The 26,895-nt window shown below is 52.9% G+C and carries 24 protein-coding genes and 4 tRNA genes; 17 read left to right on the top strand and 11 right to left on the bottom strand.

Translation table 11 applies throughout. The features are described 5' to 3' along the window. Positions 1–12 precede the first annotated feature (12 nt). From nusG to B6A39_RS00815, 8 genes are all read right to left on the bottom strand, one after another. Positions 13–546 carry a transcription termination/antitermination protein NusG gene (gene nusG, locus B6A39_RS00850; RefSeq protein ID WP_009723912.1) on the bottom strand — a complete coding sequence of 178 codons (534 nt, stop codon included), beginning with the start codon at positions 544–546 and terminating at the stop codon, positions 13–15. A gap of 8 nt (positions 547–554) precedes the next feature. Then, the gene (gene secE, locus B6A39_RS00845; protein ID WP_030074218.1) at positions 555–938 is read right to left on the bottom strand and encodes a preprotein translocase subunit SecE; all 384 of its coding nucleotides are present in this window, start codon (positions 936–938) and stop codon (positions 555–557) included. A gap of 73 nt (positions 939–1,011) precedes the next feature. Continuing rightward, positions 1,012–1,087, bottom strand: a tRNA-Trp gene (locus B6A39_RS00840). Positions 1,088–1,228: 141 nt separating this feature from the next. Then, positions 1,229–1,303 (bottom strand) — tRNA-Thr (locus B6A39_RS00835). A 14-nt stretch (positions 1,304–1,317) separates the two neighbouring features. Continuing rightward, positions 1,318–1,391: transfer RNA gene (locus B6A39_RS00830), tRNA-Gly, on the bottom strand. Between the two features lie 105 nt (positions 1,392–1,496). Continuing rightward, positions 1,497–1,580, bottom strand: a tRNA-Tyr gene (locus tag B6A39_RS00825). A 138-nt stretch (positions 1,581–1,718) separates the two neighbouring features. Further along, entirely contained in the window at positions 1,719–2,558 is an 840-nt protein-coding gene (locus tag B6A39_RS00820; RefSeq protein ID WP_083000448.1) for a type III pantothenate kinase, read from the bottom strand. Further along, a complete protein-coding gene (locus B6A39_RS00815; protein ID WP_083000446.1) occupies positions 2,555–3,538 on the bottom strand; it encodes a biotin--[acetyl-CoA-carboxylase] ligase in 984 nt (327 codons plus the stop codon). Before B6A39_RS00815 ends, B6A39_RS00820 begins: the two co-directional genes overlap by 4 nt. A 163-nt stretch (positions 3,539–3,701) precedes the next feature. Here B6A39_RS00815 and typA point away from each other — a divergent pair, with 163 nt between their 5' ends. The 6 genes from typA (at position 3,702) to B6A39_RS00785 (ending at position 11,250) form a co-directional block, all read left to right on the top strand. Then, positions 3,702–5,528: a translational GTPase TypA gene (typA, locus tag B6A39_RS00810; protein ID WP_083000443.1), complete on the top strand. Its 1,827-nt coding sequence runs from the start codon at positions 3,702–3,704 to the stop codon at positions 5,526–5,528. Between the two features lie 306 nt (positions 5,529–5,834). Next, on the top strand, positions 5,835–7,268 hold the full coding sequence (locus B6A39_RS00805; protein WP_083000441.1) for a sodium-dependent transporter: 1,434 nt from the start codon (positions 5,835–5,837) through the stop codon (positions 7,266–7,268). 51 nt (positions 7,269–7,319) lie between these two features. Beyond that, positions 7,320–8,090 carry an ABC transporter ATP-binding protein gene (locus B6A39_RS00800; RefSeq protein WP_083000439.1) on the top strand — a complete coding sequence of 257 codons (771 nt, stop codon included), beginning with the start codon at positions 7,320–7,322 and terminating at the stop codon, positions 8,088–8,090. Between the two features lie 85 nt (positions 8,091–8,175). Next, positions 8,176–8,904, top strand: coding sequence for an ABC transporter ATP-binding protein (locus B6A39_RS00795; RefSeq protein WP_083000436.1), 729 nt, complete (start codon positions 8,176–8,178; stop codon positions 8,902–8,904). 16 nt (positions 8,905–8,920) lie between these two features. After that, positions 8,921–9,925: a branched-chain amino acid ABC transporter permease gene (locus B6A39_RS00790; RefSeq protein ID WP_083000434.1), complete on the top strand. Its 1,005-nt coding sequence runs from the start codon at positions 8,921–8,923 to the stop codon at positions 9,923–9,925. Then, positions 9,925–11,250 (top strand): branched-chain amino acid ABC transporter permease, encoded by a 1,326-nt coding sequence (locus B6A39_RS00785; protein WP_083000432.1) that lies wholly within the window; start codon positions 9,925–9,927, stop codon positions 11,248–11,250. The genes B6A39_RS00790 and B6A39_RS00785 overlap by 1 nt, the downstream gene beginning before the upstream one ends. A 93-nt stretch (positions 11,251–11,343) precedes the next feature. Here the strand turns inward: B6A39_RS00785 and B6A39_RS00780 are convergent, their stop codons facing one another. After that, positions 11,344–12,552: an ABC transporter substrate-binding protein gene (locus B6A39_RS00780; RefSeq protein WP_083000430.1), complete on the bottom strand. Its 1,209-nt coding sequence runs from the start codon at positions 12,550–12,552 to the stop codon at positions 11,344–11,346. Positions 12,553–12,649: 97 nt separating this feature from the next. Further along, positions 12,650–12,895, bottom strand: coding sequence for a hypothetical protein (locus B6A39_RS00775; RefSeq protein WP_083000427.1), 246 nt, complete (start codon positions 12,893–12,895; stop codon positions 12,650–12,652). Between the two features lie 66 nt (positions 12,896–12,961). Between B6A39_RS00775 and B6A39_RS00770 the strand changes: the two genes are divergently transcribed. Continuing rightward, the gene (locus B6A39_RS00770) at positions 12,962–13,765 is read left to right on the top strand and encodes a TlpA disulfide reductase family protein (protein WP_083000425.1); all 804 of its coding nucleotides are present in this window, start codon (positions 12,962–12,964) and stop codon (positions 13,763–13,765) included. Between the two features lie 114 nt (positions 13,766–13,879). Beyond that, entirely contained in the window at positions 13,880–16,825 is a 2,946-nt protein-coding gene (rapA, locus tag B6A39_RS00765) for an RNA polymerase-associated protein RapA (protein ID WP_083000422.1), read from the top strand. A 10-nt stretch (positions 16,826–16,835) separates the two neighbouring features. Here the strand turns inward: rapA and B6A39_RS00760 are convergent, their stop codons facing one another. Then, positions 16,836–17,738 (bottom strand): TIGR01777 family oxidoreductase, encoded by a 903-nt coding sequence (locus B6A39_RS00760; RefSeq protein WP_083000420.1) that lies wholly within the window; start codon positions 17,736–17,738, stop codon positions 16,836–16,838. Positions 17,739–17,914: 176 nt separating this feature from the next. Between B6A39_RS00760 and B6A39_RS00755 the strand changes: the two genes are divergently transcribed. The 9 genes from B6A39_RS00755 (at position 17,915) to B6A39_RS00715 (ending at position 26,891) form a co-directional block, all read left to right on the top strand. Continuing rightward, positions 17,915–18,979 (top strand): NAD(P)/FAD-dependent oxidoreductase, encoded by a 1,065-nt coding sequence (locus tag B6A39_RS00755; protein WP_083000417.1) that lies wholly within the window; start codon positions 17,915–17,917, stop codon positions 18,977–18,979. Positions 18,980–19,199: 220 nt separating this feature from the next. Beyond that, the gene (locus B6A39_RS00750; protein WP_198036749.1) at positions 19,200–20,120 is read left to right on the top strand and encodes a MerR family transcriptional regulator; all 921 of its coding nucleotides are present in this window, start codon (positions 19,200–19,202) and stop codon (positions 20,118–20,120) included. Positions 20,121–20,164: 44 nt separating this feature from the next. Further along, positions 20,165–21,577: a deoxyribodipyrimidine photo-lyase gene (gene phrB, locus B6A39_RS00745; RefSeq protein ID WP_083000412.1), complete on the top strand. Its 1,413-nt coding sequence runs from the start codon at positions 20,165–20,167 to the stop codon at positions 21,575–21,577. Positions 21,578–21,716: 139 nt separating this feature from the next. Beyond that, a complete protein-coding gene (locus B6A39_RS00740) occupies positions 21,717–22,148 on the top strand; it encodes a nuclear transport factor 2 family protein (RefSeq protein ID WP_083000410.1) in 432 nt (143 codons plus the stop codon). 60 nt (positions 22,149–22,208) lie between these two features. Beyond that, the gene (locus B6A39_RS00735) at positions 22,209–22,994 is read left to right on the top strand and encodes an SDR family NAD(P)-dependent oxidoreductase (protein ID WP_083000408.1); all 786 of its coding nucleotides are present in this window, start codon (positions 22,209–22,211) and stop codon (positions 22,992–22,994) included. After that, the gene (locus B6A39_RS00730) at positions 22,991–24,346 is read left to right on the top strand and encodes an NAD(P)/FAD-dependent oxidoreductase (protein ID WP_083000405.1); all 1,356 of its coding nucleotides are present in this window, start codon (positions 22,991–22,993) and stop codon (positions 24,344–24,346) included. Before B6A39_RS00735 ends, B6A39_RS00730 begins: the two co-directional genes overlap by 4 nt. After that, a complete protein-coding gene (locus tag B6A39_RS00725; RefSeq protein WP_083000403.1) occupies positions 24,343–25,107 on the top strand; it encodes a DUF1365 domain-containing protein in 765 nt (254 codons plus the stop codon). Before B6A39_RS00730 ends, B6A39_RS00725 begins: the two co-directional genes overlap by 4 nt. Further along, positions 25,104–26,372: an SAM-dependent methyltransferase gene (locus B6A39_RS00720; protein ID WP_083000400.1), complete on the top strand. Its 1,269-nt coding sequence runs from the start codon at positions 25,104–25,106 to the stop codon at positions 26,370–26,372. Before B6A39_RS00725 ends, B6A39_RS00720 begins: the two co-directional genes overlap by 4 nt. Beyond that, on the top strand, positions 26,373–26,891 hold the full coding sequence (locus B6A39_RS00715) for a DUF2878 family protein (RefSeq protein ID WP_083000398.1): 519 nt from the start codon (positions 26,373–26,375) through the stop codon (positions 26,889–26,891). The last annotated feature ends 4 nt before the right edge of the window (positions 26,892–26,895 follow it).

The following is a 26,895-nucleotide window of genomic DNA, read 5'->3' as shown; positions in this document are numbered from 1 at the left end:
TCTTAATTAAGCTTACTCTTTTTCCACCTGGGAGAACTCAAGCTCCACAGGTGTTGCACGCCCGAAGATCAACACGCTGACCTGCAAACGGCTCTTGTCATAGTTCACTTCTTCAACAACACCGTTGAAGTCAGCAAACGGACCATCAACAACACGAACTGACTGACCCGGCTCAAACATGGTTTTAGGCCGCGGCTTGTCAGTACCGTCTTTCACGCGACGCAAAATAGCGTCTGCTTCGCGCGAAGTAATAGGTGCAGGCTTCTCTTTCGTGCCACCAATGAACCCCATTACACGCGGAGTTTCATTGACGAGATGCCAGGTTTCGTCGGCCATTTCCATCTCGACCAACACGTAGCCTGGATAGAATTTGCGCTCACTCTTACGGCGCTTACCGTCACGCACTTCGACGACTTCTTCCGTTGGCACTAGAATTTCGCCAAAGCGATCTTCCATGCCATACATCTTCACACGCTCAATAAGCGAGCGCATGACATGCTTTTCAAAGCCGGAATAAGCGTGGACGACATACCAACGTTTGGACATGAAAGCTCCTAACCAATGACGCCGGACATCGCCCAGCCAAGAAGAGTATCGATCAACCACAGCATCAGACCCACCACCACAACGGCCGCCAGCACAATAGCTGTGGTCTGAATGGTTTCGGGGCGAGTCGGCCATACAACGCGCTGTATCTCTTTCTTGGCGCTGACGGCAAGCTCTACTAAATCGCGACCTTTAGCAGTGGTCAGCGCGATCAAACCCGCAATCGCACACAACACCACCACACCCAATACGCGGTAGAGCAGGCCAATATCAGCGAAATAGGTGTTACCAACAACTGCAACGACAAGCAGCGCCACAACCGCCGCCCACTTGAGCCCGTCATGGCGCGACTGTTGCACCTCTTCGCCATGTTTTACGGAACTAGGCTTCATAAAAACGAGACTCCCAAGGGTGCAGCGAGCGACAAAGGAATTCTAGAAAAAGACATACCAACCTGGGGAAGGTTGGCAGGCCAGGAGGGAATCGAACCCCCAACCTGCGGTTTTGGAGACCGCTGCTCTGCCAATTGAGCTACTGGCCTGTATCGTCATGTGCGCAAAAAATGCCTGCGCAACAGCGGGCGCCATATTAGCGGATAACTTCCCGCCTGACAACCCTCAACACTCATCAAAACTGACAAGTGAAAACAAAAAAAGCGAGCTTAGCTCGCTTTTCTGCAATATGGAGCTCATGGACGGAATTGAACCGTCGACCTCACCCTTACCAAGGGTGTGCTCTACCCCTGAGCTACATGAGCCAAATACATCAAACTGGAGCGGGCGGCGGGAATCGAACCCGCACCATCAGCTTGGAAGGCTGAGGTTCTACCATTGAACTACGCCCGCCGAACTTGCCTTTGGAATGACAGTCCGCTGCACGAGATACAGTAGCTAAGCCCGCTTACCGACCTTTCATTCCCAAGCAATGACATAGCCACTGCTCGATAAAACTGGTGGAGAGGGAAGGATTCGAACCTTCGAAGCTTTCGCGGCAGATTTACAGTCTGCTCCCTTTGGCCACTCGGGAACCTCTCCAGCTGTGGCGGCACATTATGCCAGCCTCCAAAGCAGTGTCAAGCTTGCAAACCTTTTATTTATCAAAGCTTGTGAGCCTATCAACACTTGCACACTAATATTTAACGTGGCTTGTGCCTTGGAACGCGCTGCATTCTGTCAAAGCAGCATTGAGAATGCAAGACCTGCGCGAATTTTTTCTAACGAAACAGGCTCAGGCACTCCAGGTGCACCCGACATTTTCCCAGCACGCTCCGCAAAGGTCAGCGGAAAGCTAGCTTCCAACCCCCCGTACACCATATCCGGCCATACCGCATGGGGCACTTGAACACCGCGCGAAATCACTCTGGCATCACCACCGGTCAATAGCATCGGCAGTGCAATCCCCTGCTGATCGCATACTTCACTGTAAATTCTGTTAATCGCACTGACCGCCGCCATATAGATACCGTGATTGACAGCGTCTACCGTGCGCCTCCCCGGCTCCAGTAACGCATCAGCTTCACTTTCTGGGTCAATTGCTACGTTGCGGGTGCCTAATTTGAGGCTCTCTTTCATTAATCGTAATCCGGGTACAATAAACCCTCCGAGATGGACACCGCCAGGCAATACAAAATCAATAGTGATCGCACTACCGCAATCGACTGCACAGCAACCGCCCGCCAATTGATAGCCTGCCAGCGCGCCCATCCAACGATCTACACCCAGCCGTCCGGCCTCTTCATAGCCGTTAACAACACCCAATGCTTCAGGGGTTGAACGCGCAACATATACTTGGCGCACCTGGCGACGCAGTAAGGCTACGGTCTCCTCTAGCACGGCAGCTCTAGCGACACTGGAAATGCGTACCGCCTCTACTACGTCAAGATTCGGAATATCTGCCCCAGGCCGCCATTCTTCTCGTGTCCACACAGCACCTCGTGAACGTATTTCACTACTTTCGGCATCTTTTAAACGCCATTTCGATAGCGTATTGCCGATATCCAAATCCAAAATCATAGGCGCCTGCGTACACTGATCTCACCGCCCGACAGGCGTCGCGAGTGATCATTTTCGGTAACCCAAAGATTACCACTCTCATCTACCTCTCTAGCCACTGCATCGCTTGAGCGCTCACCCTGAATAATACGAATCGGTAACCCTGCATAGGCATGGCGACTGTTCCATTCGTCTCGCCAACGGGAAAATCCTTCGCTTTCGAAGCCTGCCAGCATATCCAATAACCCAGATACCATATCTGCGGCTAACTGATTGCGTGAAATGCCCGTTTTTGCATCAAACAGCGCTGCCACAGGCTGATCAATAGTGGCACGCAGACTATCGGGTAGCGACAGATTCATGCCAATTCCAATGACTACTTCACAGGGCCCTGCTGCATCCCCAGTGACTTCAATCAAAATACCGGCCAGCTTGCCAAGCTCACTACCTTTTTCTGCCAGTAATATATCGTTAGGCCATTTTAATTTGGGTGAAACCTCATACTGCTCCAGCACTTGAGCAACCACCACGCCAACCGCAAGACTCAACCCTTCTAGGGCATTAACCCCTGATTCAAAACGCCAGCCAAGCGAAAGCATCAAGCTCTGCCCCCAAGGCGTAGACCATACGCGCCCGCGCCGACCACGACCTGCGGTTTGTAACTCAGCAAAGCATACCTCACCGTGCCCCGCTCCCTGCGCAAAGCGCTCGCGCACATATTCATTGCTCGATGGCAGTTGATCTTCAATGAATAGCCTGGCCAAGAGATGGCGAGCACTAGCGGGCAAACGCTCCACAATTTTTGCGCCATCCAGCGGCTCTAACGGATAGGCAAGTCGATAACCTCGACCTTTCACAGCCACCAGTTCAACGCCCAGCGCGTCTAATTTTTTTAGTTGTTTCCATACGGCGGCTCGGGAAACGCCCAGCGCTTCACCTAATTGTTCACCGGAATGAACCTCGCCATCGCTTAACAAACGCATCAGGTTACCGATGGTCATGTGCTTGCCCCAACTGGGAAAACGCCTATCTTAACGGAAGCACTGCTGGAGCGAAAACTGCCATATTTAGGTTATTGACTTGCACCTTTATTTAAGACAGCACTGGTAGTGGACCGCGCCCAGACCCTATAATGCCGCCCTATTTTTCTAGCAGGATCGCGTCGTGATCGAGAATCTTCGCAACATTGCCATCATCGCCCACGTTGACCATGGTAAAACTACCTTGGTAGACAAGCTGTTAAGCCAGTCTGGAACGCTCGACCGTAAGGCCGAAGGCCAAGAGCGCATCATGGACTCCAATGACCAGGAGAAAGAGCGTGGTATTACCATCCTGGCCAAAAACACTGCTATTCAGTGGCAAGATGGCAATGGTAAGGATTACCACATCAACATCGTGGACACCCCTGGACACGCCGACTTTGGTGGCGAGGTTGAGCGGGTTATGTCCATGGTGGACTCGGTACTGCTTCTGGTAGACGCCGTTGACGGCCCTATGCCGCAGACTCGCTTCGTTACTCAAAAAGCATTTGCCCAGGGGCTGAAGCCGATCGTCGTCGTCAATAAAATTGACCGTCCCGGCGCACGCCCGGACTGGGTTATTGATCAGATTTTTGATCTGTTTGATAACTTGGGAGCTTCCGACGATCAGCTTGATTTCCCGATCATCTACTGCTCGGCGCTGAACGGCATTGCTGGCATGGATCCAGAAGAGCTGGCTGACAACATGGACCCCATGTTCCAGGCAATTGTCGATATCGTTGAGCCTCCCGCAGTTGAGATTGACGGTCCATTCCAGATGCAAATCTCCGCGCTGGATTACAATAGCTACGTCGGCGTAATCGGCCTTGGCCGCATCAAGCGTGGCTCGGTGAAGCCTAACCAGCAAATTTCGGTCATCAGCGTTGATGGCTCTACTCGCAAGGGTAAAATCGGTCAGGTCATGACTCATATGGGTCTTGAGCGCGTCCAAACGACGGAAGCGACGGCAGGTGATATCGTCTGCGTTACTGGCATTGAAGATCTATCGATCTCTGACACGCTGTGTGACCCCAGTGCCATTGAAGCATTGCCGCCACTGTCTGTTGACGAACCGACCGTTTCAATGACGTTCCAGGTCAATGACTCGCCGTTCGCTGGCAAAGAAGGCAAGTTCGTCACCAGCCGTAATATTAAAGATCGTTTGGAACAAGAACTGATCCACAACGTGGCACTGCGCGTTGAACAGGGCGAAACTCCTGAGAAATTCAAAGTTTCTGGCCGTGGTGAGCTGCACTTGTCGGTATTGATTGAAACCATGCGCCGCGAAGGTTTCGAGCTGGCAGTTGGCCGCCCAGAAGTTATCATTAAAGAGATCGACGGCGTTAAGCAAGAGCCCTATGAAGAGGTCATTATCGACTGTGAAGAGCAGCATCAAGGCTCCATCATGGAAGAGCTTGGCTACCGTAAGGGCGAGCTAACTAACATGAATCCTGATGGCAAGGGTCGTGTTCGTTTAGACTTTATTATTCCGGCGCGTGGCTTGATCGGTTTCCGTGGTCAGTTCTTAACCTTGACCTCAGGCACCGGCATCCTGACTAGCCGCTTTGACCACTACGGCCCGCTAAAGCCCGATGCTTCTATCGAGCGTCGCAATGGCGTATTGGTCTCCATGGTCGGTGGAAAAGCCCTTGCTTATGCACTTTACGCCTTGCAGGAACGTGGCAAGCTAATCATTGATCACGCGACTGAAGTATACGAAGGCATGCTGATTGGCATTAATAATCGTGCCAATGACATGGTCGTTAACCCGACCAAAGGCAAAAAGCTCGATAACATGCGCTCAACGGGTAACGATGAAAACATCGTGTTGACGCCGCCGATCAAGTTCACTCTTGAGCAGGCCATCGAATTCTTGGATTCCGATGAACTGGTTGAAGTTACTCCCAGCCATATTCGTCTACGCAAGAAGCACCTGACCGAAAACGAGCGCAAGCGTTCTAGCAAGAAGTAAGCACTCGCCAGTCAATGCTCGCTAGCAAGTCCCCGAAAGCCCGCCATGTGCGGGCTTCTTTTATGACGTGCGATAACGATCTTCCTTCGCTCATTTCCCGCCTTCGCATTACCCCACACGCCCCGCCCCCTGCGCCAAGCGGCTTCATAAACGCAGCCTTAACGCTAGCAGGCTGGTAAGCGTAGGCGTTCTATCGCAAAGTAGCGCTATTAACAGTGCGTCCTAGGGCCGCTGGCAACCTACAATTCATACAAGTGTTTGGATGCTTATCCCCATCCTTTCACTACCACACGGACACTCCTCCACATGAGCGGTCATAACGTCTGGACTCACAAAGGCACATTTTTGCTGGCAGCGGTTGGCTCAGCCGTCGGCTTAGGAAACCTCTGGCGCTTCCCCTATCTGACTGGGGAAAACGGCGGCGGCGCGTTTATTTTAATTTACGCACTGACCATTTTTGCTGTCGGCATCCCCATTTTGATTGCGGAAACCATGCTTGGTCGAACCAGTCGACAAAGCCCTATCATGGGGATGCGTCACTTAACTAAAACACACAAGACCTCCCGTGCCTGGGAATCCATTGGCTGGCTGGGGGCTGCTTCCGCCTTTTTAATTTTGAGTTTTTATTCTGTCATTGCTGGCTGGGCATTGCACTACACGTGGCTGATGCTAACCGGCTCATTAGTCGGTGCCGATGCAGCAACGATTAGCGCTGGGTTTGATGCGTTGCTGGCGTCTCCGGGCCTGATGACGCTTTATCACACACTGTTTATCGCCTTCTCGGCGTTAATTGTCGGCATGGGGATTCATAAAGGGATCGAGTCAGGGCTGCGCATCATGATGCCAGCGCTGTTTGTGATACTCATCGTGGTACTTATCTACGGCGTCATCAATGGAGACGTAAGAGCGGCAGCAAGCTTCCTGTTTACGTTCAATATTGCTGATCTCAGCTTAGAAGGCTGGTTACAGGCGATGGGGCAATCCTTCTTCACCCTGAGCCTTGGGATGGGTGCCATCATGGCCTACGGCGCTTATATGTCCAGCGAAGCTTCTCTCACCCGAACCGCTATCGCCGTGGCATTTGTAGATACTGCGGTTGCCATGGTGGCAGGGTTAGCAATTTTCTCGCTGGTATTTGGTGCAGGGCTAGAAACCGGCCAAGGCCCGGGACTGATGTTTGTTACTCTGCCGCTAGCATTTGCTGACATGCCGTTTGGTGCTCTGGTAGGCGGCGTCTTCTTTATTCTGGTGCTAGGGGCCGCAGTTAGCTCATCTATTTCATTAATAGAGCCGGTTGCGGCCTTCTTAGTCGAACGTTTTGATATGACGCGCCCCCAGGCGGTCACTATCATGGTCGTCGCTGCTTGGGCGATGGGCTTACTGACAGTGGTGAGCTTCAATGTGTGGGCAGAAGGTACGATTTCCCACGCTCTATTTGGACGCAGCGCTTTTGAATTTATTGAGCTTTTGACCAATATCTTTATGCCGCTGGGCGGGTTATTGATCGCTCTATTCGCAGGCTGGGCACTGACTCAAAGTGAAGTCATGAAAGAGCTTGGCACCAACATCACTTGGTTCAAAACTTGGCGGTTCCTGGTGCGCTTTGTTGGCCCTGCTGCGGTGTCGTTTGTATTTTTACGCACTATTCCACAGGTGGAAGGTTACGTTATCCCAAGCCTCGGCGCGCTGCTCATTGTGGGTGCATTTGCCTTGAGTCAGCGGCTACGTAAGTCTACTTAATATAATGCTAATAACGCGGGCGGCCAAGGTCGCCTAAGGCGCGAGGACACGATGACTCCCCTTATTGAGGTACAACACGTCAACAAAGCCTTCGGCGGATTGCACGTTATCAATGACTGCTCAATCCGGGTTGAAAAAGGTTCGATTACCGGCATGATCGGCCCCAACGGCGCAGGCAAGTCCACGCTTTTCAATTTAATTGCGGGCGCACTGACGCCAGATAGTGGCCGCATTCTATTGGATGGTGAGGACATTACGTCGCTAAGCGCTGATCAACGTTTCCACAAAGGCTTGCTACGCACCTTCCAAATCGCCCATGAGTTCAGCCAAATGAGCGCGTTGGAAAATTTGATGATGGTGCCACCCAATCAAGCAGGGGAACGTCTATTTAACACGTGGTTCAAGCCTGCTCTGGTACGTAGCCAGGAGGCAGAGGTGCGCCGCCGCGCACTCGAAGTCATTGAGTTTGTTGGTTTGCATCATGTACGGAACGAGCTTGCGGGCAACTTGTCGGGTGGTCAGAAAAAATTGCTAGAACTTGGCCGCACGATGATGACCGATGCCAAAGTCGTGCTATTAGACGAAATCGCCGCCGGTGTAAACCGCACACTACTCGGCGACTTAATGGGCAACATCGAACGTTTAAACCGCGAAATGGGCTATACCTTTCTGGTGATTGAGCACGATATGGACATGATTTCGCGGCTCTGCGATCCAGTGATTGTACTGGCACAAGGCAGCGTCATGGTTGAGGGTTCAATTGAAGAAATACAAAACAATCCAGCCGTTATAGAAGCCTATTTCGGCACTGATGCCGCTTGATAACGCTGAGTTTGTCACCTAAATAATAGCCACAACAACATGGTCGCCATTGTTCACCACGGTGCGGCCCAGCTGAGACGCGTCTATGTCATCCACACCGTCATCCCCAAAGCCACTGCTCGAGGCACGCGATGTGCACGGCGGCTATGGCAGTATGAATATCCTTAACGGGGTCAATATGACCCTGTATGCCGATGAAGTCGGTGTCATTGTTGGCCCTAACGGCGCTGGCAAATCCACTATGCTAAAAGCAGTATTTGGACTGTTGAACGTTAATCAGGGCGAGATTTTGCTTAACGGCCAGCCGATCCATAACCTCCCGCCTAATCAGTTGGTTGAGCGTGGTATGGGCTTTGTCCCCCAGGAGAAAAACGTTTTCCCCAGTCTCACAGTTAAAGAAAACCTAGAGATGGGCGCCTACCTTAAACCTCAAAACGTAAAGCGCATGCTGGAGCAAGTTTACGACTTCTTCCCCCCTCTCGTTGAGAAGCGCCACCAACCCGCGGGTGAGCTTTCCGGTGGCCAGCGCCAAATGGTCGCCATGGGCCGTGCGCTAATGGCTGAACCTAGCCTGCTGCTGCTGGATGAGCCAACCGCTGGCTTGTCGCCCCTTTATATGAATGAAATTTTTGACCGGGTTAAAAAAATTAACGCCGCAGGCGTGGGCATTTTGATGGTGGAACAGAATGCTAAACAGGCTTTAGCCATTGCCGATAAAGGCTTTGTGCTGGCGGCGGGACAAAACCGCTTTACAGACACTGGGGCTGCGTTGCTAGCTGACCCTGACGTCGCCAAAAGCTTTTTGGGCGGCTAGCCCGGGAGAGAAACGCGTGAACGAACTGGTCTTTTTTATCAATAACGTAGTGATTGCAGGTAGCGTCACTGGCTCTATTTATGCCATTGGTGCCATTGGCGTCACGTTAATTTTTAGCATTATGCGCTTTGCCCACTTTGCCCATGCCGACATAATGACGTTTGGTGCCTTCATGGTGCTGCTCCTAACGACCGCATTCCCAGCGGTGGGCGCTAGTATCGGAGTACCTACAGCGCTCGTCATGCTGCCGTTAGCGATGCTGCTTACTGCAGCACTGGCAGTGGGCATTGATAAGGCGTTCTATAAGCCGCTACGCGCCCATGGAGTAAAGCCTATTGTGATGGTCATTGGCTCGCTGGGCGTGACACTTATGCTCCAAGGATTTATCCGGCTATTTTCCGGTACCGGTGGTCAAAGCTTGTACGTCGATGACCGCAAGGAAATTTTCCGCATCGCGCTACCTTTCGAGGGAGTTCGAGCCCCCATCGTGATTACCGAGCCTCAGATTTATTTGTTTGTGATTACGTTAGTGGCAGTGGTCGCCCTACACCTATTCCTCAATCGCTCGCGACTTGGCAAAGCCATGCGCGCCATGTCAGACAACCCGGAACTTGCTCAGGCATCTGGTATTAATACCAACACCATTGTGGCCGTCACATGGGTGATTGCAGGCGCACTGGCGGCAATTGCGGGCACCCTGTTGTCACTAGATGTCACGTTTAAACCCGACCTAAGTTTCTTCCTGCTACTGCCTATTTTCGCGGCGGCTATTGTCGGAGGCGTAGGCCACCCGTACGGGGCCATTGCAGGAGGTTTTGTCGTCGGCTTTGCAGAAACCCTGGCAGTATTTAATTGGAATGTTCTCCTGCGCCCGTTCCGCGACAGTCTACCTACCTGGCTCGAGCTCCCCTCTAATCTCGCCTTTGTAGGCACTGAATACAAAATTGTGGTGCCGTTCTTTATTTTGGTAGCCATCTTAGTGTGGCGTCCTACCGGCCTGTTTAAAGGCAAGGTGATCTAATGAACCATTCCACAAAAAACCGTAATCCTGCTTACACGCCCAAAGATGCCACTCCTGAACGGCGCTTTCCGTTGCGCGAGCTAGTGCTATTTGGCGCTCTATTAGCTGCTGTGCTAGCGGTTTACGCCACCATGGGCGCAGCGTACAGCACGCGTATGCTGGTAGAGGCTGCTTGTTACGCCATTCTTGCCCTGGGCCTAACGATTCAATGGGGCTATGCCGGGCAGTTTAATGCTGGCGTCATGGGCTTCGTCGCGCTCGGCGGTTTCTGCGCCATGCTATTTAGCGTCCCGGTGAATGACGCATTCTGGGGGACAGAGCTACCGGGAGAACTTGGCCAAGTTCTGCTGTATGGCATTGCGGCAACCCTGATCGTCGTCGGAGTGACGAAGCTTGACCGATTCGGCGTACCGAAAAGGCTACGCACCGTGCTCGCCATCGTGATCGGGATCGTGCTCTATTTGATTGTCATCAGCCTGCTTCGCGAAGTGACCAGCCAAATACAGTCTCAGGCGGGCTTTATTGGCGGATTTGGCTTACCTGCCTGGGTAGGCTGGATTGTGGGTGGTGCGTTGGCGGGCGGCGTTGGCTACTTTATTGGCCACGTTTGCCTTGGCCTACGCAGTGACTACCTCGCCATTGCCACACTAGGTATCGCGGAAATCATCAAAGCTTTTTTGAAAAATTCCGACTGGCTGACACGCGGCACAGCCACGGTATCGCCTCTCCCTTGGCCTACCCCCGGCCCAGCTGAACTCGGCTTTACGCTTTCCCGAGCGATTTATCTTTCAGTGACGGCTGTCGTGATCGCAGTGATTTTCTTTTTACTCCATCGGGCTTACCACGCCCCCTGGGGAAGAATGATTCGTGCGATTCGCGATAACGAAGTCTCGTCAGCGGCCATGGGTAAAGATATCAACAAGCGGCGCTTGGAGATTTTCGTATTAGGCTGCATTTTGATGGGCCTTGGCGGCGGCATGCTGGGCACTTTTAACAGCCTGTTTGACCCTCAAGGCTACTTGCCTCTCAATCACACCTTCCTGGTGCTGGTCATGGTTATTTTAGGTGGCCCAGGTAATAACCTTGGCACCATTTTTGGGGCGGTCGCGGTTTATATCATTTGGATTATGTCAGAACCGCTGGCTCTATTTTTAATGCAACTAGTGGTCACGCTAGGGGAGAACGCTTTCGGCTGGGAAGCGCCTAGCAATATGGATAGTCGCGCACTGCAAGCGAGGGTTCTGGTAATCGGTATGTTGATTACCCTGGTACTGCGCTTTGCTCCGAAAGGTCTGCTGCCAGAGAAAATTAAAACCCACGGTTAACGTCCTCACAGTGCTAAAAACTCACAGTGCTAAAAAACGCCCCAAGCTCGCTGCCTGGGGCGTTTTGGTTACTTCTCAAGTACCGCCATTTGACTAGAGTTCAACCAAACCTTTGCTAGTGAACGAGCCCTCTTCTACCACCATTTCCACAACAACGCCGGGCACGTCGCCGTTTTCATCAAATTCATGAGAGCCAGAAGCGCCTTCGTAGTTGATCTCTGTACCGGCTGCGATCAACTCAACCGCTTTTTCCCACTCGCCCGGTAGTATTACTTCACCTGGCGCGCTGGAAACACTGCGTAGCGCTTCAGAAAGCCCCTCACGCTCGGCACTGCCATTTTGCTCAATAGCCAACGCTACTAGGAAGGCCGCGTCATAAGCCTGGGCAGCGAATACAGCGCTAGGGTCAATGCCCGCTGCTTCAGCCGCTTCATTGAAAATGTCCGTGCCGGGGAGGTCAGGGCTGCCAGGACGTGTGGCGATCATTCCATCTAGTACATCTGCGCCAATCGCTTCTACTAAGCTATCACCGACCATGCCATCGGCACCCACATACTGGGTGAACATGCCGCTTTCGTAGGCTTGGCGCAGTACCGTCTGGCCGGAGGTATCGGCATAGGCCAGCACGACCAGCGTGTCTGCACCACTCGAAGAAAGCGAGCCAAGCTCAGAGCGGTAGTCGGCACGGTTATCTTCATGTGCGAGGTTTTCTGCTATTTCGCCACCGCCCGCTTCAAAGGCGTCACTGAAGGCATCCGACAAGCCACGGCCATAGTCGTTGTTAACGTAGGTCACCGCAACAAAGTCGATACCTTTATCAAGCAATAGCTTGGCAAGCATTTCGCCCTGGAAGGCATCCGATGGCACGGTACGGAAAACCAAGTCGTTATCATCCAACTCAGAAACGGCGGGCGCCGTTGACGCGGGTGAGACCATCAACACACCGCCTGGAATTGCTGCGTTATTAGCAGCAGCAATCGTTGCTCCTGTACATAAAGCGCCGACAATCGCGGTGACTTGCTCAGAGTTCACCATACGATCCGCGGCGTTAGACGCAGCTGATGCGTCCGAACAGGTGGTATCCCCTGAAGGCATCTCCAGTGTTTGTCCACCTAAGATACCGCCCTGCTCATTTATCTGCTCAACGGCAAGCTGAGCACCCGCAAAAATGGGTGGCGTCAGGCTTTCAATTCCCCCGGTAAAGCCGCCCAAGAAGCCAACTTTGACCTCCGCCTGAGCCATACCCGCTAAAGCGAGTGACGAGGCCGCAACGGCGGTGGCTAATGCGCGCTTATTAATCATATTATTGGTCGCTCCCAGTATGTTAAGTGCCCCGACTGTCCAGCGCGGGACTCCTCTTAATCTGGAACCGTAACGCCAAAAACACAAGCAACGCTTTCTAACGTTCCTCCGTCTCATCAGCACTTTGGCGACGCTCAGCCATCTGTTTTTGGTAACGCTTATTTCGGTACAGCCTTATTAACGCGATCGTCAGTGCGGCAGCGACCATGACAGCCAGCACACCCCCTTGCCAGGGGCGTGCTGCATCGCCCATTACGGTTTCCAATGTAATAATCAGCATTAAACCCAGCGCCTGCGACCCAATGGCCAGCGCCCGCAGTATGTCGAAAGCGGGTTGAGGCATAGACATCTCCGTAATTTTTAACGTGCATGGTATGGTTCACCAGTGTACCTGCTTAACGGAAAAATCATGAATGCGATTGCCATTGGACCACTGCTGATCTCCACCCCTAGGCTATATGCCCTAGGCTGCGCGCTACTACTGTTATTGGCTAGCCGCTATCTACTGGGATTAACGTCTTCTCAGCATGGGCGCTGGTTCAACGGGCTATTGGTGGTATGGCTGCTGGCGGCCCGGATTGTTTTTGTCATGCTCAATTGGGAAAGCTACAGCGCAGAACCGCTGGAAGCGCTCAAGGTATGGCAGCCCGGTTACAACGCACTGGGTGGTCTAATTGCGGGGTTAATTTGGACAGCTTGGGCACTGCGCGAGCGGCTGTTGTCACTCATCGGCGGCCTTGCCATGTTGGTTGGCACGACAAGCCTGTGGCTGGTCTTGGTAACGCTGGCCCCCTTAGGTAATGAATTTGCTATTGATGCGCTACCAGAGGTGACTTTAGACGATGTGGACGGCAACGCAGTGCACTTACCTTCGCTGGCCGAAAGCGGTGACCTTATTATCGTTAATCTATGGGCGACTTGGTGCCCGCCCTGCCTGCGGGAGATGCCGCTGCTTGAAGAAGCAGCAAAGCGTGAAGGTGTCAGTGTGGTAGTCGCTAACCAAGGTGAGGACTTACTGCCGATAGTGCGTTATTTAGACGAGCAAACACTGGATTTTCGCTACGCCCTGCGTGACCCGAACCAAACGTTAATGGCGCAATTTCAGGCTCCCGGCCTCCCCACCACTGTACTTTTTGATCGTCAGGGCAACACGTTAGACGTACACGTCGGCGAGTTAACTCGCGCCCACCTGGAACGCTGGTTAAAAGATTGACCACGATAGACCTTAATCCCCCCGCTGCTTTGCGTTAGAATCCCCCGCCCTGTTGCCACCGGAAACCTGCCCCGGTGGCGTACAACCTGTTTCCGTAGACTTCCTCGAGGCATCATGAGCGATTTTTCTCCCGGCCAGCGTTGGATTAGCGACGGCGAGGCTGAGCTTGGACTCGGCACCGTGCTTAACTGCGACGCCCGTAGCGTTACCATTTTGTTCAGTGCCAGCCAGGAAACCCGTACCTACAATACCCGCCAAGCCCCCTTAACCCGCGTCATGTTCGGCGGCGGCGACCGCGTGATTTCTGCTGATGGCTGGCAGATGATCGTAGACGATAGCAAAGAGACCAGCGGCTTAATCACTTATATTGGCGAAGATAGCGACGGCAACCCTCGCGAGCTATCCGAGGCAAAGCTCGCCGATACCATGCAGTTTGATCAGGCGCGCGATCGGCTGCTGACTGGCCAGGTTGATCGCAATGATTGGTTTGACCTGCGCTTTCGCACGCTGCACCATTATCAGCGCATCGAGCAGCACAGCGCCCTGGGTTTTGCTGGGCCGCGTATCGATCTGATTCCCCACCAGCTTTATATCGCTGACGAAGTGGCAGGCCGCCATGCGCCACGTGTCTTGCTTGCAGACGAAGTTGGGCTGGGTAAAACGATTGAGGCTGGGCTGGTTCTACACCGCCTCCTCCTGGCTGGCCGAGTTGAACGCGCATTAATTTTGGTGCCTGACAGTCTTACTCACCAATGGCTAGTAGAGCTTTTACGCCGTTTCTCACTCAAGGTAAGCTTGCTAGATGAGCAGCAAAGTCTCGCCCACGGTAGTGCTAACCCATTTGAAAGCGCCCAAATAGTACTGGCCAGTCAAGGTTGGCTATTCGCCAACACACACCGTCAAGAACAGGCTCTGGCGAGCCACTTTGACCTGCTCATCGTCGATGAAGCCCATCACCTCGACTGGAGCCCTGACGGCAGCGGCCCAGGCTATCAGTGCGTTGAGCAGCTTGCTGCTGATATTCCAGGCTTATTGCTGCTGACGGCTACGCCAGAGCAGATGGGGGTCGAGAGCCATTTTGCTCGCCTGCGCTTGCTAGATGCTGAGCGCTATCATGATATCGAACGCTTTAAAGACGAAGAGCATCATTACATTGCTGTTGCTCAAGCCATTGATGCCTTGGATGAGCTACCCAATACCGTCGAGGCACGTGAACGGGTCGATAATGTCGCGAACGACCGCGACAGTCAGGCGCTGCTAGCAACGTTATGTAACCCTGAAGCAAGTACCGAACAGCAGAATGCTGCGCGCGCTCAGTTACGCGATGCTCTGCTTGATCGTCACGGCACCGGGCGCGTCATGTTCCGCAACAGTCGCCGGCATGTGGGTGGATTCCCAGAACGTCGCCTACACCTAGCTCAGTTGGAGCTCCCATCGGCCTATCGGCGCGTGCTGCGTCGCTTAGAACGCGATGATGACTACCTGGATGAGTTGCTGATTGAAACAGGCATGGATCATCCCGATGTATTGATCTATCCAGATACAATGTATCGCGAGCTCAGCAATGATCCGCTTAACACCGAATCCTGGTGGCATATCGACCCTCGGGTAAACTGGCTGCTGGAAAAACTTAGCGACGACAGCGATAGCGGCTTTGCCAACGACAAAGTACTGATTATTGCTCACCATAGAGAAACCGCTGAAGGACTTGCCGAAGGGCTGCGCGTGCTAGGCGGCTATCACGCTCCGGTGTTCCACGAAGGGCTATCGCTCGTGGAGCGTGACCGTGCCGCTGCGGCCTTTGCCGATGAAGAAGACGGCTGCCAAGTGCTGGTGTGCTCTGAAATTGGCTCAGAAGGCCGCAACTTTCAGTTCTGTCGCCACTTGGTGATGTTTGATATGCCCCAGCATCCGGACCAGTTGGAGCAGCGTATCGGCCGCCTCGACCGAATAGGACAACGCCACGCAATTGAACTCCATGTCCCCACCTTCACTGGCAGCCCAGGCGAGCGTCTGCTGCGCTGGTACCACGAAGGTATGGATGCTTTTAGCGCTCCTCACGGCATTGGCAGCGACCTCTTCGATGCGTTTGGCGATGCCCTCGCCGATGCGTTACTCGACGATGAAATGCTCAATGAAATCATCGATGAAACCCGTGAAATGTTCACCGCCAAACTGGCTGAGCGGGACGCTGGCCGTAACCGACTGCTAGAGCTAAATGCCTGCCGCCCTGCTCGTGCACAGCAGGTAATTGATGCGGTGCGTGAACTGGATGAAGACCCTGCGTTGCCACGCTTTGTAGAGCGCGCCTTGGATATTTTTGGTGTAGACAGCCAAGAGATTGGCAATGGCTTGCTTTATTTGCAGCCTAGCCAACATATGCTGGACGGACTCCCAGGGCTCGTGAAAGGTGAAGAGGGCTTCTCAGCCACTTACAGCCGTTCACTGGCACTTGCACGAGATGATATTCAGCGACTCTCTTGGGAGCACCCGCTGCTACGCGAAATGATGGAGCGCATCCTAGATGGCACAATGGGAAACACTGCGTTGGCGTTATTGCGCCACCCAGCCATTCCCAGCGGCCGTTTAATGGCTGAACTTGTGTTCCGCACCCAATGCCCTGCACCTAGATCGCTGCACCTCAACCGCTTCTTGCCCCCCACGGCAGTACGCGTCCTACTTGATGAATCAGGCGCAAATCTAACCAGTAAGATCTCCTTCACTGGTCTTGGCAAAAATCTGCAGAAAGTGAACAAATCACTGGCACGGGACTTGATCAAAAGCCGCCATGACCAGCTGCGTGCGCTTCTCATTCAGGGGGAAGGTGAAGCCGAACGTGAGTTACCCAGCATCGTAGAGAGCGCTGAAACACGTATGCGAGCTCAGTTAGATGCAGAACTAGCCCGCTTGACCGCCCTGGCTGAGCACAACCCAGCTGTTCGTAGTGAAGAACTTGAGGCGCTGAAGCAAGAGCGCCAAGCGCTCAGCGACGCGATAGAAAACACGCGCTTACGGCTTGATTCCGTGCGAGTGATTATCACAGTCGACCCCAACGCCTAATGCAGAAAGACTAAAGAATCGCCTCTAGCGCCTTATCAAGCGTCGGGTACTGAAAGGTAAACCCAGCCTCGATCAGGCGTGCAGGGCGCATATCGGCCCCAGTCAGCAACAGCTGTGACATCTCCCCGAAGCCCGCTTTTAGTACAAAAGCGGGCACGGGGAAAATCGCTGGTCGGTGAAGCTGCTTAGCCAACGTTTTCGTGAACTCAGCATTCGTTACCGGATGCGGCGCACTGCCATTAAACGCGCCTGAAAGCGTTGATTCGTTCATCAAAAACATAATCGCTGCCACAAGATCATCTCGATGAATCCAGGGCATAAACTGTTCGCCACTTCCAAAACGCCCCCCAAGTCCAAGCTTAAAGGGTGGCAGCATCTTCTGCAGCGTACCGCCCCCTGTCTCAAGCACTAAACCAATACGCACGATCGCTAAGCGAACGCCCATTGCCTCGATCGGTTTTGCCGCTGCTTCCCATTGCGCACAAAGCTGATGAGCAAACTCATCGTTTGGTGGCGTTGTTTCATCCACCACCTTATCGCCTTGATCACCGTAATACCCCATCGCAGAGCCGCTAATCATTACGCTTGGTAACGCTTGCCCATTAGCTTCGAGCTGCTCGCAAAGCGTAATCAGTTGCTGCGTACTGGCGATACGAGAGCGAATCAGTGTCTCTTTTTGGCTGTCACTCCAGCGCTTTGCCGCAATTGACTCACCAGCAAGGTTTATCAACACTTCCGGTGGGGTATCCATAAATGCCTGGGCACTATCACGAATATCGCAGGCTTTCGGCAACCTGCCACGCACCTGATGCGGGGCCCGGGAAACCACCTGCACATCATGCCCTTGGGTGAGAAGTTGTTGGCAGAGCCGCTGACCAACAAAGCCGCTACCTCCGGTTATTAATACCCGCATGGTGTCACTCCTATGGCTTGTTAAGGTGGGTAGCGTATGCCCGCATCGACGCTGAACTGTAAAGCTGGGAATAGCAGTAATTTAAATGATCGTTGCATGGAATTTTATTGTACGATATCTATACACAAATACTACACACTGATCATTACACATTTAATTAGCCGTCGCGAGTTCCTATGCTTGAACCATTGCGTGAGTCATTACCACTTTCCGACGTCCACTCAGTGGCAATTATCGGTGCAGGTTTGTCTGGCCTTGCTTGCGGGCAGCAACTTGCCGCTCAGGGAATTAGGGTGGCGTTATTTGATAAAGCGCGTGGCCCCGGCGGACGTATGTCAAGTAAACGACGTCTCTCAGCGACACTGGATCTAGGTGCTCAAGCGTTTAGTGTGCGCAATGAACGATTCGCCAATAAAGTAGCCGAGTGGCAAGTCGCTGGTTGTGTTGCTAGGTGGCCCACCTCTCTTTATCAGGCTAGCGCATCCGGCTGGCAAATACATAATGACGACCAGTTACGTTATACCGGTGCACCACGTATGAGTGCAGTCACCCGCCATCTTGCCAATACGCTCAACGCATTACCTAATGCCACTATTACGCTTGAAACCCATATTGCTGCGCTTGATAAGGTGGCGGCTGGCTGGCAACTCCACGATTCCCACGGATCAATACATGGACCTTTTGACGTGGTGGTTATCAGCGCGCCACCACCCCAGGCCAAGGCATTACTAGCAGAGTGGGAACCGACACTGGCGGCCGCCTGTGAAGAAAAGCCCCAGCGTGGATGCTGGGCAGGTTGGGTTATTTTCGAGGAGCCACTACCCCCCATGGCGAAGGTAGTAGCAACTTGGCACACCGTTCATGCACAACATCCTGTGCTTCGCCTAGCATCACGCAATCACACCAAGCCTGGGCGTGAACATCAGCCGGAAAGTATTAGCTTGCTTGCTCAACTGGATTGGAGTGATGCACATATTGAGAGCGACAGCGAAAGTACCGCCCAACAGTTGCTAGAAGCATTTATATCGCTGCTACCCGATAATACAAAGCTACCGAACATTATTGAACTCGGTGCGCACCGCTGGCGCTATGCTCAGCCAGCACAGGCTGGATATCAGTCGTACTTATACAGCACGAATGGCCTAGCCCTTTGTGGTGATAGCTTCAAAGGTAGTCGTGTCGAAGATGCTTGGTTATCAGGTGATGAACTAGGTAGGGCTCTATTAGGCCAGTCGGTCTAAAATAAGAAAGAAAGCTTAGCTTTTCTGCATCTGCGTGAAAGGTTGTACCCAGAAGCCACAAGTTGTACAAAGGTGGCTATAATAGCGCACAGCTATCTAGACGATTAATGACGACCCGATTATGTGGCAATGTGCCGATCAGGTACTGAAACACTGCCGCAACAATTATTGACAGATCCCTGCACCCTTATTTGCAGGCAACCAAGAGGCAATGGCGCCCATGAGCATCAAGGCGACCCACCCACCCGATACCCCGCTTTATCCGATTAGGGAAGTTTCCCGTTTAACGGGTGTGAACTCGGTCACTCTTCGTGCCTGGGAGCGTCGCTATGGTTTAATTCGTCCACAGCGCACCCCAAAAGGTCATCGTCTATACGCGCAAGACGATATCACTCGCATTGAGCGCATTCTGCAATGGTTGAACCGCGGCGTTCCGGTTAGCCAAGTGGCTGATTTACTTGATCAACCCGAAACGGTAGAAACACCATCGCCGGATGCTGGCGACTGGGCAAGTCAGCGGCAGTTACTGCAGACCACCATAGAAGCCGTTGACCTTCCCAAGCTGGAAGCGCTTTACCACCAGAGCTTGGCGCTATATCCCTTAAGCGTTGCAATTAATGAGCTTTGGCAGCCCGTTATTCTTACGCTAGAAGCCAAATGGGCCAAACAGCCCGATGATCTTGTGCGACGCACCTTTGAAGCCTTTCTTCGTAGCCAGGTCGGCATTCGCCTGCACTATGCTAATCAGGCAACACGCGGGCCGCTCATCCTGTTAAGCGCGATGCCTGACGACCCAGGCCCACTATGGGTTTTAATGTGTGCGCTAATGGCCAGCGAACAAGGTTACCGCGTGCAACTGTTTGATCGGTCGCTGGCACTGGAGGATCTTCCACAAGCTGTCTCCCGATTGCACTCATCGATGGTACTGCTTTCTAGCGGCCAACGAGAAAGCGATGACTATATTAGTCGTGCACTTCCCGAGGCAGCAGAAGCGTTGAATGTTCCTATTGGGGTCTGTGGGGAAGTGGCACGATTAAGAGAAAATGAACTGCGTGACGGTCCGGTACAGATGTTAGGCGACGACCTGCCGCAAGCCATTTCACGACTTCGCCCCTTGTTGCGCGAATCGGGAATTCTCTGAAATATCCGTGTGCTATTTAACGTTACCGCTGGTAAGGATATCGCATGAATCTGCAGCTCGTTTGGCTGCGTAGCGACTTACGCATTCACGATAACTCCGCACTTGCCGCTGCGGCTGCCAAGGGCCCCGTGGTGGCCGTTTTCTTACGCAGCGTGGCTCAATGGCAAGCGCATGGCCATGGGGCGACTAAACTCGATTTCTGGGCGCGAGGTGTTGCGGCTATCAAAACGTCGCTAAACGGGCTTAATATTCCACTTTTGCATCGCGATATTGATCACTATGATGAAGCGGCTCAGGTGTTGATTGATATCGCCCGCGAGCACCAGATTACTCAGCTCCACTTTAACTATGAATATGCGCTGAACGAGCAACATCGCGATCAGTCGGTGCTTGATGCTTTTAAACAAGAAAAGATTACCGCTCAGGGTCACCATGACGCAGTAGCCTTCGCCCCTGGCAGCTTGTTGACCGGAAAAGGTGATTATTACGGCGTATTTACACCGTTTTCGAAAGCTTGGCACAAGCAAGTGACTGCACAGCAACTTGCCTTACGTGACACCCCAGGCGTGCAATCTCCGCTAGCGATCGATAGCGACCCACTGCCCGCGCTTCCATCGCTTGATAATGACCCAGTTGATAAGCGCCTATGGCCTGCTGGAGAAGACGCGGCTAGTGACAATCTCGAACGTTTTTTGCGCTTTCGTGGACGGCACTATAAGCAGCAACGGGACTTCCCGAACGTACGCGGTACCAGCGAACTTTCGCCCTACCTGGCGCTAGGCATGATCTCCTATCGCCAATGCCTTCAAGCCGTGATGAGCGAAAATGGTGGTCATCTGGCCGATGGTGATTCAGGGCTGACCACCTGGGTGAATGAGCTTATTTGGCGTGAATTTTATCAACACGTCGCGGTAGGCTTTCCTCAGGTTTGCCGTCACCAACCTTTTCAAGAGCACACCAAGCAGCTCCGCTGGCGCGACGACGACAAAGGGTTTCAAGCGTGGTGTGAGGGCCGTACCGGCTATCCGATTGTTGATGCGGCCATGCGCCAACTAGTGGCCACAGGCTGGATGCACAACCGCTTACGCATGATCACCGCGATGTTTTTAAGTAAGCACCTACTGATTGACTGGCGGCGTGGTGAGGCATTTTTTATGCGCCACTTAATCGACGGTGAGTTTTGCGCCAATAACGGCGGCTGGCAGTGGGCGGCTTCAACGGGGACGGACGCAGCGCCCTATTTTCGTATTTTTAACCCCACTACCCAGTCGACGCGTTTTGATCCAGAGGGTGAATTCATTGCCCATTGGCTGCCCGAGCTAAAACCGCTGCCTAAAAAAGCTCGTCATGCGCCCCCCCAGGACATGCTAAACCCAACGGATTACCCTGCCCCTATTGTTGACCACAAAGCAGCGCGCCAGCGCGCCCTGGATGCTTTTAAAGCGCTTTCTAAATAACAGCCCCCTCTTTTGCATCGCCTATGTTAAGGCGATGCAAAGTTAAGGCGATGCAAAGTTAAGGCGATGCAAATCGACCCGCTGACGGCTCATCGCTTCATCGCTTGCTTATTTTTCTTAACCACGACAGGACTGCGTGATGCCTAACGATCAAGCTTTGGCGAACTTCTGCGCCTTTTTTAATAAACTGGACAATACCTGTACAGAAAAACTATACGAGGTATATACTGAGGAAGTTGTCTTCAACGATCCGCTACATCACATTGAAGGACGGTCGGCGCTAGAGCGCTATTTCGCCACCATGTACGAAAATGTTGAACGTTGCCAATTCACTTATCACACGCAACAACAAGTGGCTAATCAAGCATTTGTAACGTGGACAATGGAGTTTATTCATCCCCGATTAGCCCAGGGAAAACCAATCTGTGTCGCGGGGTGCAGTGCGCTAACGTTTGCAGAGGATGGCCGGGTTTCAAAGCACCGCGACTATTTCGATGCAGGCGCCATGTTATACGAACACTTACCAATAATGGGACGTGTCATACGCTGGTTAAAACGTCGCATTAACTGATATCTGACCCGTTTATTTGCATGCAGGTTGTATGCTAACAGGCCATTACAGGAGAGCATGATGAGCACATGGAAAACGCCCCAACGCATTTGGCTCACAGGTGCTACGTCAGGCATTGGCGAAGCGCTTGCCAAAAAGCTTATCGCCCAAGGTCATCATGTTGTGCTTAGTGCCCGTAACCAAGAGGCGCTCGATGATTTATGTGCCGGTCATTCCAATGCTTATTCACTCTCTCTTGATATCAGCGACCACCAGGCAGTGATTGCAGCGGGTGAGCAAATCAGTACATGGTTGGGCGCACTGGATATTGCCTTATTCAATGCAGGTACCTGCGAATATCTAGATGCCCAGCATTTTGATATGGCACTTATTGAACGGGTTTTCACCCCGAACCTGTTTGGCACCCTGTATGGCGTGGAAGCAGCTCTGCCGTTATTGAGAGCTGCCCGCAAAGAGGGCAACGCTGCGCGCCTGGCCGCCACCTCTAGTGCTTCTGCCTATTTACCGCTACCCAGAGCCGAAGCCTACGGCGCTTCAAAAGCGGCTATCAGTTACTTTTTTGAGTCATTACGTCTCGACCTTGATCAAGAAGGCATTGATGTCAGCGTAATCCACCCAGGTTTTGTTAAAACCCCCTTGACCGATCGCAACGATTTTCCGATGCCCATGCAAGTCACCGCGGAACAAGCGGCCGATGCCATCATTGCCGGTCTTGTCAAAGGAAAGTTGGATATTCACTTTCCGCGCCGCTTCACCTACCTCGTGAAATGTTTAGGAATTTTACCGCCTGCGCTGCGTCGTCATATCGGCCTACGCATGACAAGACGTCAAGAGGAGCAACAATGAGTGGCATAGCTTCACAGCGTATCGCAATTATCGGCAGCGGCATTAGCGGCATGGCGGCAGGTTGGTACCTATCCTCCCAACATGAAGTCACTCTGTTTGAAGCAGACGACCGTCTTGGCGGGCACACGGCCACGATGGACGTGGACGTCGGAGGTAAGTCCTATGCCATCGACACCGGCTTTATTGTTTTCAATGACTGGACCTATCCCCATTTTCAACGCTTATTAGAAACACTCGACGTGCCTAGCCAAGCCACCGAAATGAGTTTTTCAGTGCATGAAACTGATATTGATTTTGAATATAACGGCCATACGCTAGGTTCACTTTTTGCCCAGCGACGTAACTTGTTTAGCCCCTCTTTTTACCGTCTTTTGCGCGACATTTTGCGATTTAATAAACAAGCAACGGATGACTTAGCGTCCAAGCGCCTTCCCAGCAATACAACGCTAGGCCAATACCTTGACCAGCATGGCTACGGTGAAGCTTTTCAGCGACGTTATCTGCTGCCCATGGGGGCCGCTATTTGGTCTGCGAGTATTGGCGATCTACGCGCGTTTCCACTGACGTTCTTCGTGCGTTTTTTTCGCAATCATGGCTTGCTGTCGGTTAACCACCGCCCTCAATGGCATACCTTAGTTGGCGGCTCGAAACGCTACATTCCCAATATAACCGCGCCTTACGCAGCACGCATTCATCTGAATACGCCTGTAACGCGCGTTGAGCGAAACGCCACCGGCGTAATGATCACCACCGCACAAGGCACACAGCGATTTGATCATGTGGTGCTGGCTTGCCACGCAGATCAGGCGTTAGCGATGCTCGGTGACTCGACACCCGCTGAACAAGACATTCTTGCCGCCATGCCTTATCAAGATAACGAGGTAGTGCTACATACCGACACATCGCTGCTACCCCGGCGGCGGCGCGCCTGGGCTAGCTGGAACTACCGCTTAGATGGCCGAGGAGCAGACGAGCGGGTCTCTGTTACCTATAACATGAATATTCTGCAGCGATTAAAAGAGGCCGAGACTACTTTTTGCGTCACGCTTAACGACTCAAACAGCATTGACCCTGCGAAAGTGCTAGGACGTTATACCTATGCCCACCCTCAATTCACACTGGCAGGACAGGCAGCGCAAATGCGCCATGACGAAATATCCTCGGTTGCTCGGCGGACTCACTTCTGCGGCGCTTACTGGCGCAATGGCTTTCACGAAGATGGGGTATGGAGCGCGCTGAGGGTTGCCCAAGCATTAGGTTGTGATGAAGCCGCTGCGCCGCCAACAACGCCCACGGCACTCCCGGCTCATGACCTTATGCCCACCAACAGTGTTGGGGAGGGGCTCGGATGATTGCCGCGCCTCGCTCGCGTATTTACCGCGGCACTTTGCGCCACCGTCGCTTCACTCCTAAAGACCACGCTTTCAGTTATCGCATTTGGATGGCGTGGCTCGACTTGGATGAGTTGCCGGCGCTGTTTGACAATGTGCCTTGTTTTAGTGCCAGAAGGCCGGCACTAGCGCGCTTTCGTCGTGAAGATTACCTCGGCCCTACTGATAAACCATTGCGCACGGCGGTACGCGAGGAACTAATTCGTCAGTTGGGTAGTGCACCCAGTGGCAAGATTTATGTACTGACCCAATTACGCACCTTCGGCACTGTCTTCAATCCTGTTTCGATGTACTACGCCTATGACCATTTGGGGAGGCTGGCGGCTGTTGTTGGTGAAGTGACTAATATGCCCTGGAAAGAGCGTACCTGCTATGCCTGCCGGATCGACCCAGCTCGTCATAGTCATCATGCAAGCTTTGATAAAGCCATGCATGTTTCGCCGTTTAACCCCATGGAAATGACCTATCGCTGGAAGCTCAACACACCCGGCGATCAGCTCTATCTTCACATGGAAAATTGGCAAAGCGGGCAGCGCCATTTCGACGCAACGCTTACGTTAGAGGCTGCGCCAGCAACACGAGGCGTTCTATTAGCAACGCTTGCACGTCAGCCCTGGATGAGCCTGAAAACAGTGGCGGGAATTCATTTTGAAGCGTTTCGCCTTTGGCTTAAGCGCATCCCCGTTTATAACCACCCTAAGCGCAAGGAGACTTCAAAATGACGACCCTGCGTTCTACCCCCCCTGAAATACAACCGGTTAACCAGGACCGTTTCACTCGTTGGTTGAAGCCTCGCCTGATGAATCAGTTAGATGCCTTCCTGGGTGGTCGTATCACCTTAATTGAAGGCAACCAGTGTCATCATTTGGGTCAAGAAGGGCCGCTTCAAGTGACTATCGTGATTCGTCACTCCCGCGCCTGGAAACGACTCGCGTTTGGCGGCACAGTGGGCGCGGCTGAATCCTATATGGATGGCGACTGGGATGCTGATGACTTAGTGGCCTTGGTGCGTTTGTTTGCAGCCAACCTGGATCACGTAAATGGCAAAATGGAGAACGGGAGCGCCCGTTTCACTCGCTGGCTGCTTGGGGCTGCCTATCGTTTCCAACGTAATAGCCTTTCCGGATCAAAGCGTAATATCTCCGCACATTACGATATTGGAAATGATCTGTTTGCCACGTTTCTTGATCAACGCCACTGGATGTACTCAAGCGCTGTTTTCCCCTACCCAGAAGCCAGCCTAGAAGAAGCGTCTACCTACAAACTCGACATCATGCTCGAAAAGCTAGATGTACGCCCAGAACACCACTTGCTAGAAATTGGTACTGGTTGGGGTGGTCTTGCAATACACGCCGCCAAAACTCGTGGCTGCCATGTCACTACCACCACTATTTCTGAAGAGCAGTACGCCCATACCGCCCGTCGCATTCAAGAAGAGGGGCTTGGCGATAAAATCACCCTGTTAAAGCAAGATTATCGTGAGCTGACAGGTCGCTACGATCGACTTATTTCTGTTGAGATGATTGAAGCCGTCGGTCACCAGTACTTGAACACCTACCTTGAAAAAGTCGACAGCCTGCTGACCGACGATGGTCAAGCTATGCTGCAAGCCATTACTATCCGAGACCAACGGTTTGAAGAAGCTAAGCGGGATATGGACTTTATCAAGCGCTATATTTTCCCCGGTGGTTTTTTGCCGTCTCATCACGCCATGCTAACCAGCGTGATGCGCAAAACCTCACTGAACGTGGTAGCGCTCGATGAAATCGGCCAGCACTATGCCCGCACTCTACGCGAGTGGCGCCATCGCTTTGAAGCCAGCCTAGAGCAGATAAGGCAGCAAGGGTACGACGAACGGTTTATTCGCATGTGGCGTTACTATCTGTGCTACTGCGAGGGAGGCTTTATTGAGCGCTCTATTGGTACGTGCCACTTATTGCTCGCGAAACCAGCCGCCAAACCTGAACCGCTAACGGGCGCGCTATAAATGGCTAGCCCACGCTGGCAAGGTTTGCTGCTCAATGCATTACGCTTCGAAGCGGGCTGGCTACTGTGCGTTCTGGGCGGATCATGGGTAGCTGTCATGACAGGGAGTGCGCTGCTAGGCTGGCATTTCTGGCGCTGCGCCAAGCCCGGCGAATGGCGTTTTATTGGTATGTTTGCGCTGCTGGGGCTAGCGTTGGACGGAGGCCTTCATCTGGCAGGAGGTTTCGACTTCGGTGAACAAACCTTGGTGGCTGGTTTGCTGCCACTATGGCTTTGGATGTTGTGGCCCTTGTTTGCAACGCTGGTATTTCACTCGCTTGCTTGGCTATGGCAATACCCAATTATTGCGGCGGTTTGCGGTGCGGTCAGCGGGCCATTGTCCTATGTTGGCGGGGCAGCGCTCACTGGCGTTAGCTTAGCCCCCTGGTTACTACCAGCACAGGCCATTATTTGGGCAGTGCTGTGTATTTGTATCAGTCGTTACGCTAACCACAAGGTCTCTGCTTCTGGCGCTCGTTAATTTT

It is taken from the genome of Halomonas sp. GT (assembly GCF_002082565.1).
Lineage (GTDB): Bacteria > Pseudomonadota > Gammaproteobacteria > Pseudomonadales > Halomonadaceae > Vreelandella.
The sequence above is the reverse complement of the archived record's forward strand: the minus strand, read 5'-3'. Positions and strand labels throughout refer to the sequence as shown.

Bases quoted from the DNA above. Each gene is read 5' to 3' on its own strand.
- nusG (WP_009723912.1), bottom strand. From the start codon at position 546: ATGTCCAAACGTTGGTATGTCGTCCACGCTTATTCCGGCTTTGAAAAG.
- secE (WP_030074218.1), bottom strand. From the start codon at position 938: ATGAAGCCTAGTTCCGTAAAACATGGCGAAGAGGTGCAACAGTCGCGC.
- B6A39_RS00820 (WP_083000448.1), bottom strand. From the start codon at position 2,558: ATGATTTTGGATTTGGATATCGGCAATACGCTATCGAAATGGCGTTTA.
- B6A39_RS00815 (WP_083000446.1), bottom strand. From the start codon at position 3,538: ATGACCATCGGTAACCTGATGCGTTTGTTAAGCGATGGCGAGGTTCAT.
- B6A39_RS00805 (WP_083000441.1), top strand. From the start codon at position 5,835: ATGAGCGGTCATAACGTCTGGACTCACAAAGGCACATTTTTGCTGGCA.
- B6A39_RS00800 (WP_083000439.1), top strand. From the start codon at position 7,320: ATGACTCCCCTTATTGAGGTACAACACGTCAACAAAGCCTTCGGCGGA.
- B6A39_RS00795 (WP_083000436.1), top strand. From the start codon at position 8,176: ATGTCATCCACACCGTCATCCCCAAAGCCACTGCTCGAGGCACGCGAT.
- B6A39_RS00785 (WP_083000432.1), top strand. From the start codon at position 9,925: ATGAACCATTCCACAAAAAACCGTAATCCTGCTTACACGCCCAAAGAT.
- B6A39_RS00780 (WP_083000430.1), bottom strand. From the start codon at position 12,552: ATGATTAATAAGCGCGCATTAGCCACCGCCGTTGCGGCCTCGTCACTC.
- B6A39_RS00775 (WP_083000427.1), bottom strand. From the start codon at position 12,895: ATGCCTCAACCCGCTTTCGACATACTGCGGGCGCTGGCCATTGGGTCG.
- B6A39_RS00770 (WP_083000425.1), top strand. From the start codon at position 12,962: ATGAATGCGATTGCCATTGGACCACTGCTGATCTCCACCCCTAGGCTA.
- rapA (WP_083000422.1), top strand. From the start codon at position 13,880: ATGAGCGATTTTTCTCCCGGCCAGCGTTGGATTAGCGACGGCGAGGCT.
- B6A39_RS00760 (WP_083000420.1), bottom strand. From the start codon at position 17,738: ATGCGGGTATTAATAACCGGAGGTAGCGGCTTTGTTGGTCAGCGGCTC.
- B6A39_RS00755 (WP_083000417.1), top strand. From the start codon at position 17,915: ATGCTTGAACCATTGCGTGAGTCATTACCACTTTCCGACGTCCACTCA.
- B6A39_RS00750 (WP_198036749.1), top strand. From the start codon at position 19,200: ATGAGCATCAAGGCGACCCACCCACCCGATACCCCGCTTTATCCGATT.
- phrB (WP_083000412.1), top strand. From the start codon at position 20,165: ATGAATCTGCAGCTCGTTTGGCTGCGTAGCGACTTACGCATTCACGAT.
- B6A39_RS00740 (WP_083000410.1), top strand. From the start codon at position 21,717: ATGCCTAACGATCAAGCTTTGGCGAACTTCTGCGCCTTTTTTAATAAA.
- B6A39_RS00735 (WP_083000408.1), top strand. From the start codon at position 22,209: ATGAGCACATGGAAAACGCCCCAACGCATTTGGCTCACAGGTGCTACG.
- B6A39_RS00730 (WP_083000405.1), top strand. From the start codon at position 22,991: ATGAGTGGCATAGCTTCACAGCGTATCGCAATTATCGGCAGCGGCATT.
- B6A39_RS00725 (WP_083000403.1), top strand. From the start codon at position 24,343: ATGATTGCCGCGCCTCGCTCGCGTATTTACCGCGGCACTTTGCGCCAC.
- B6A39_RS00720 (WP_083000400.1), top strand. From the start codon at position 25,104: ATGACGACCCTGCGTTCTACCCCCCCTGAAATACAACCGGTTAACCAG.
- B6A39_RS00715 (WP_083000398.1), top strand. From the start codon at position 26,373: ATGGCTAGCCCACGCTGGCAAGGTTTGCTGCTCAATGCATTACGCTTC.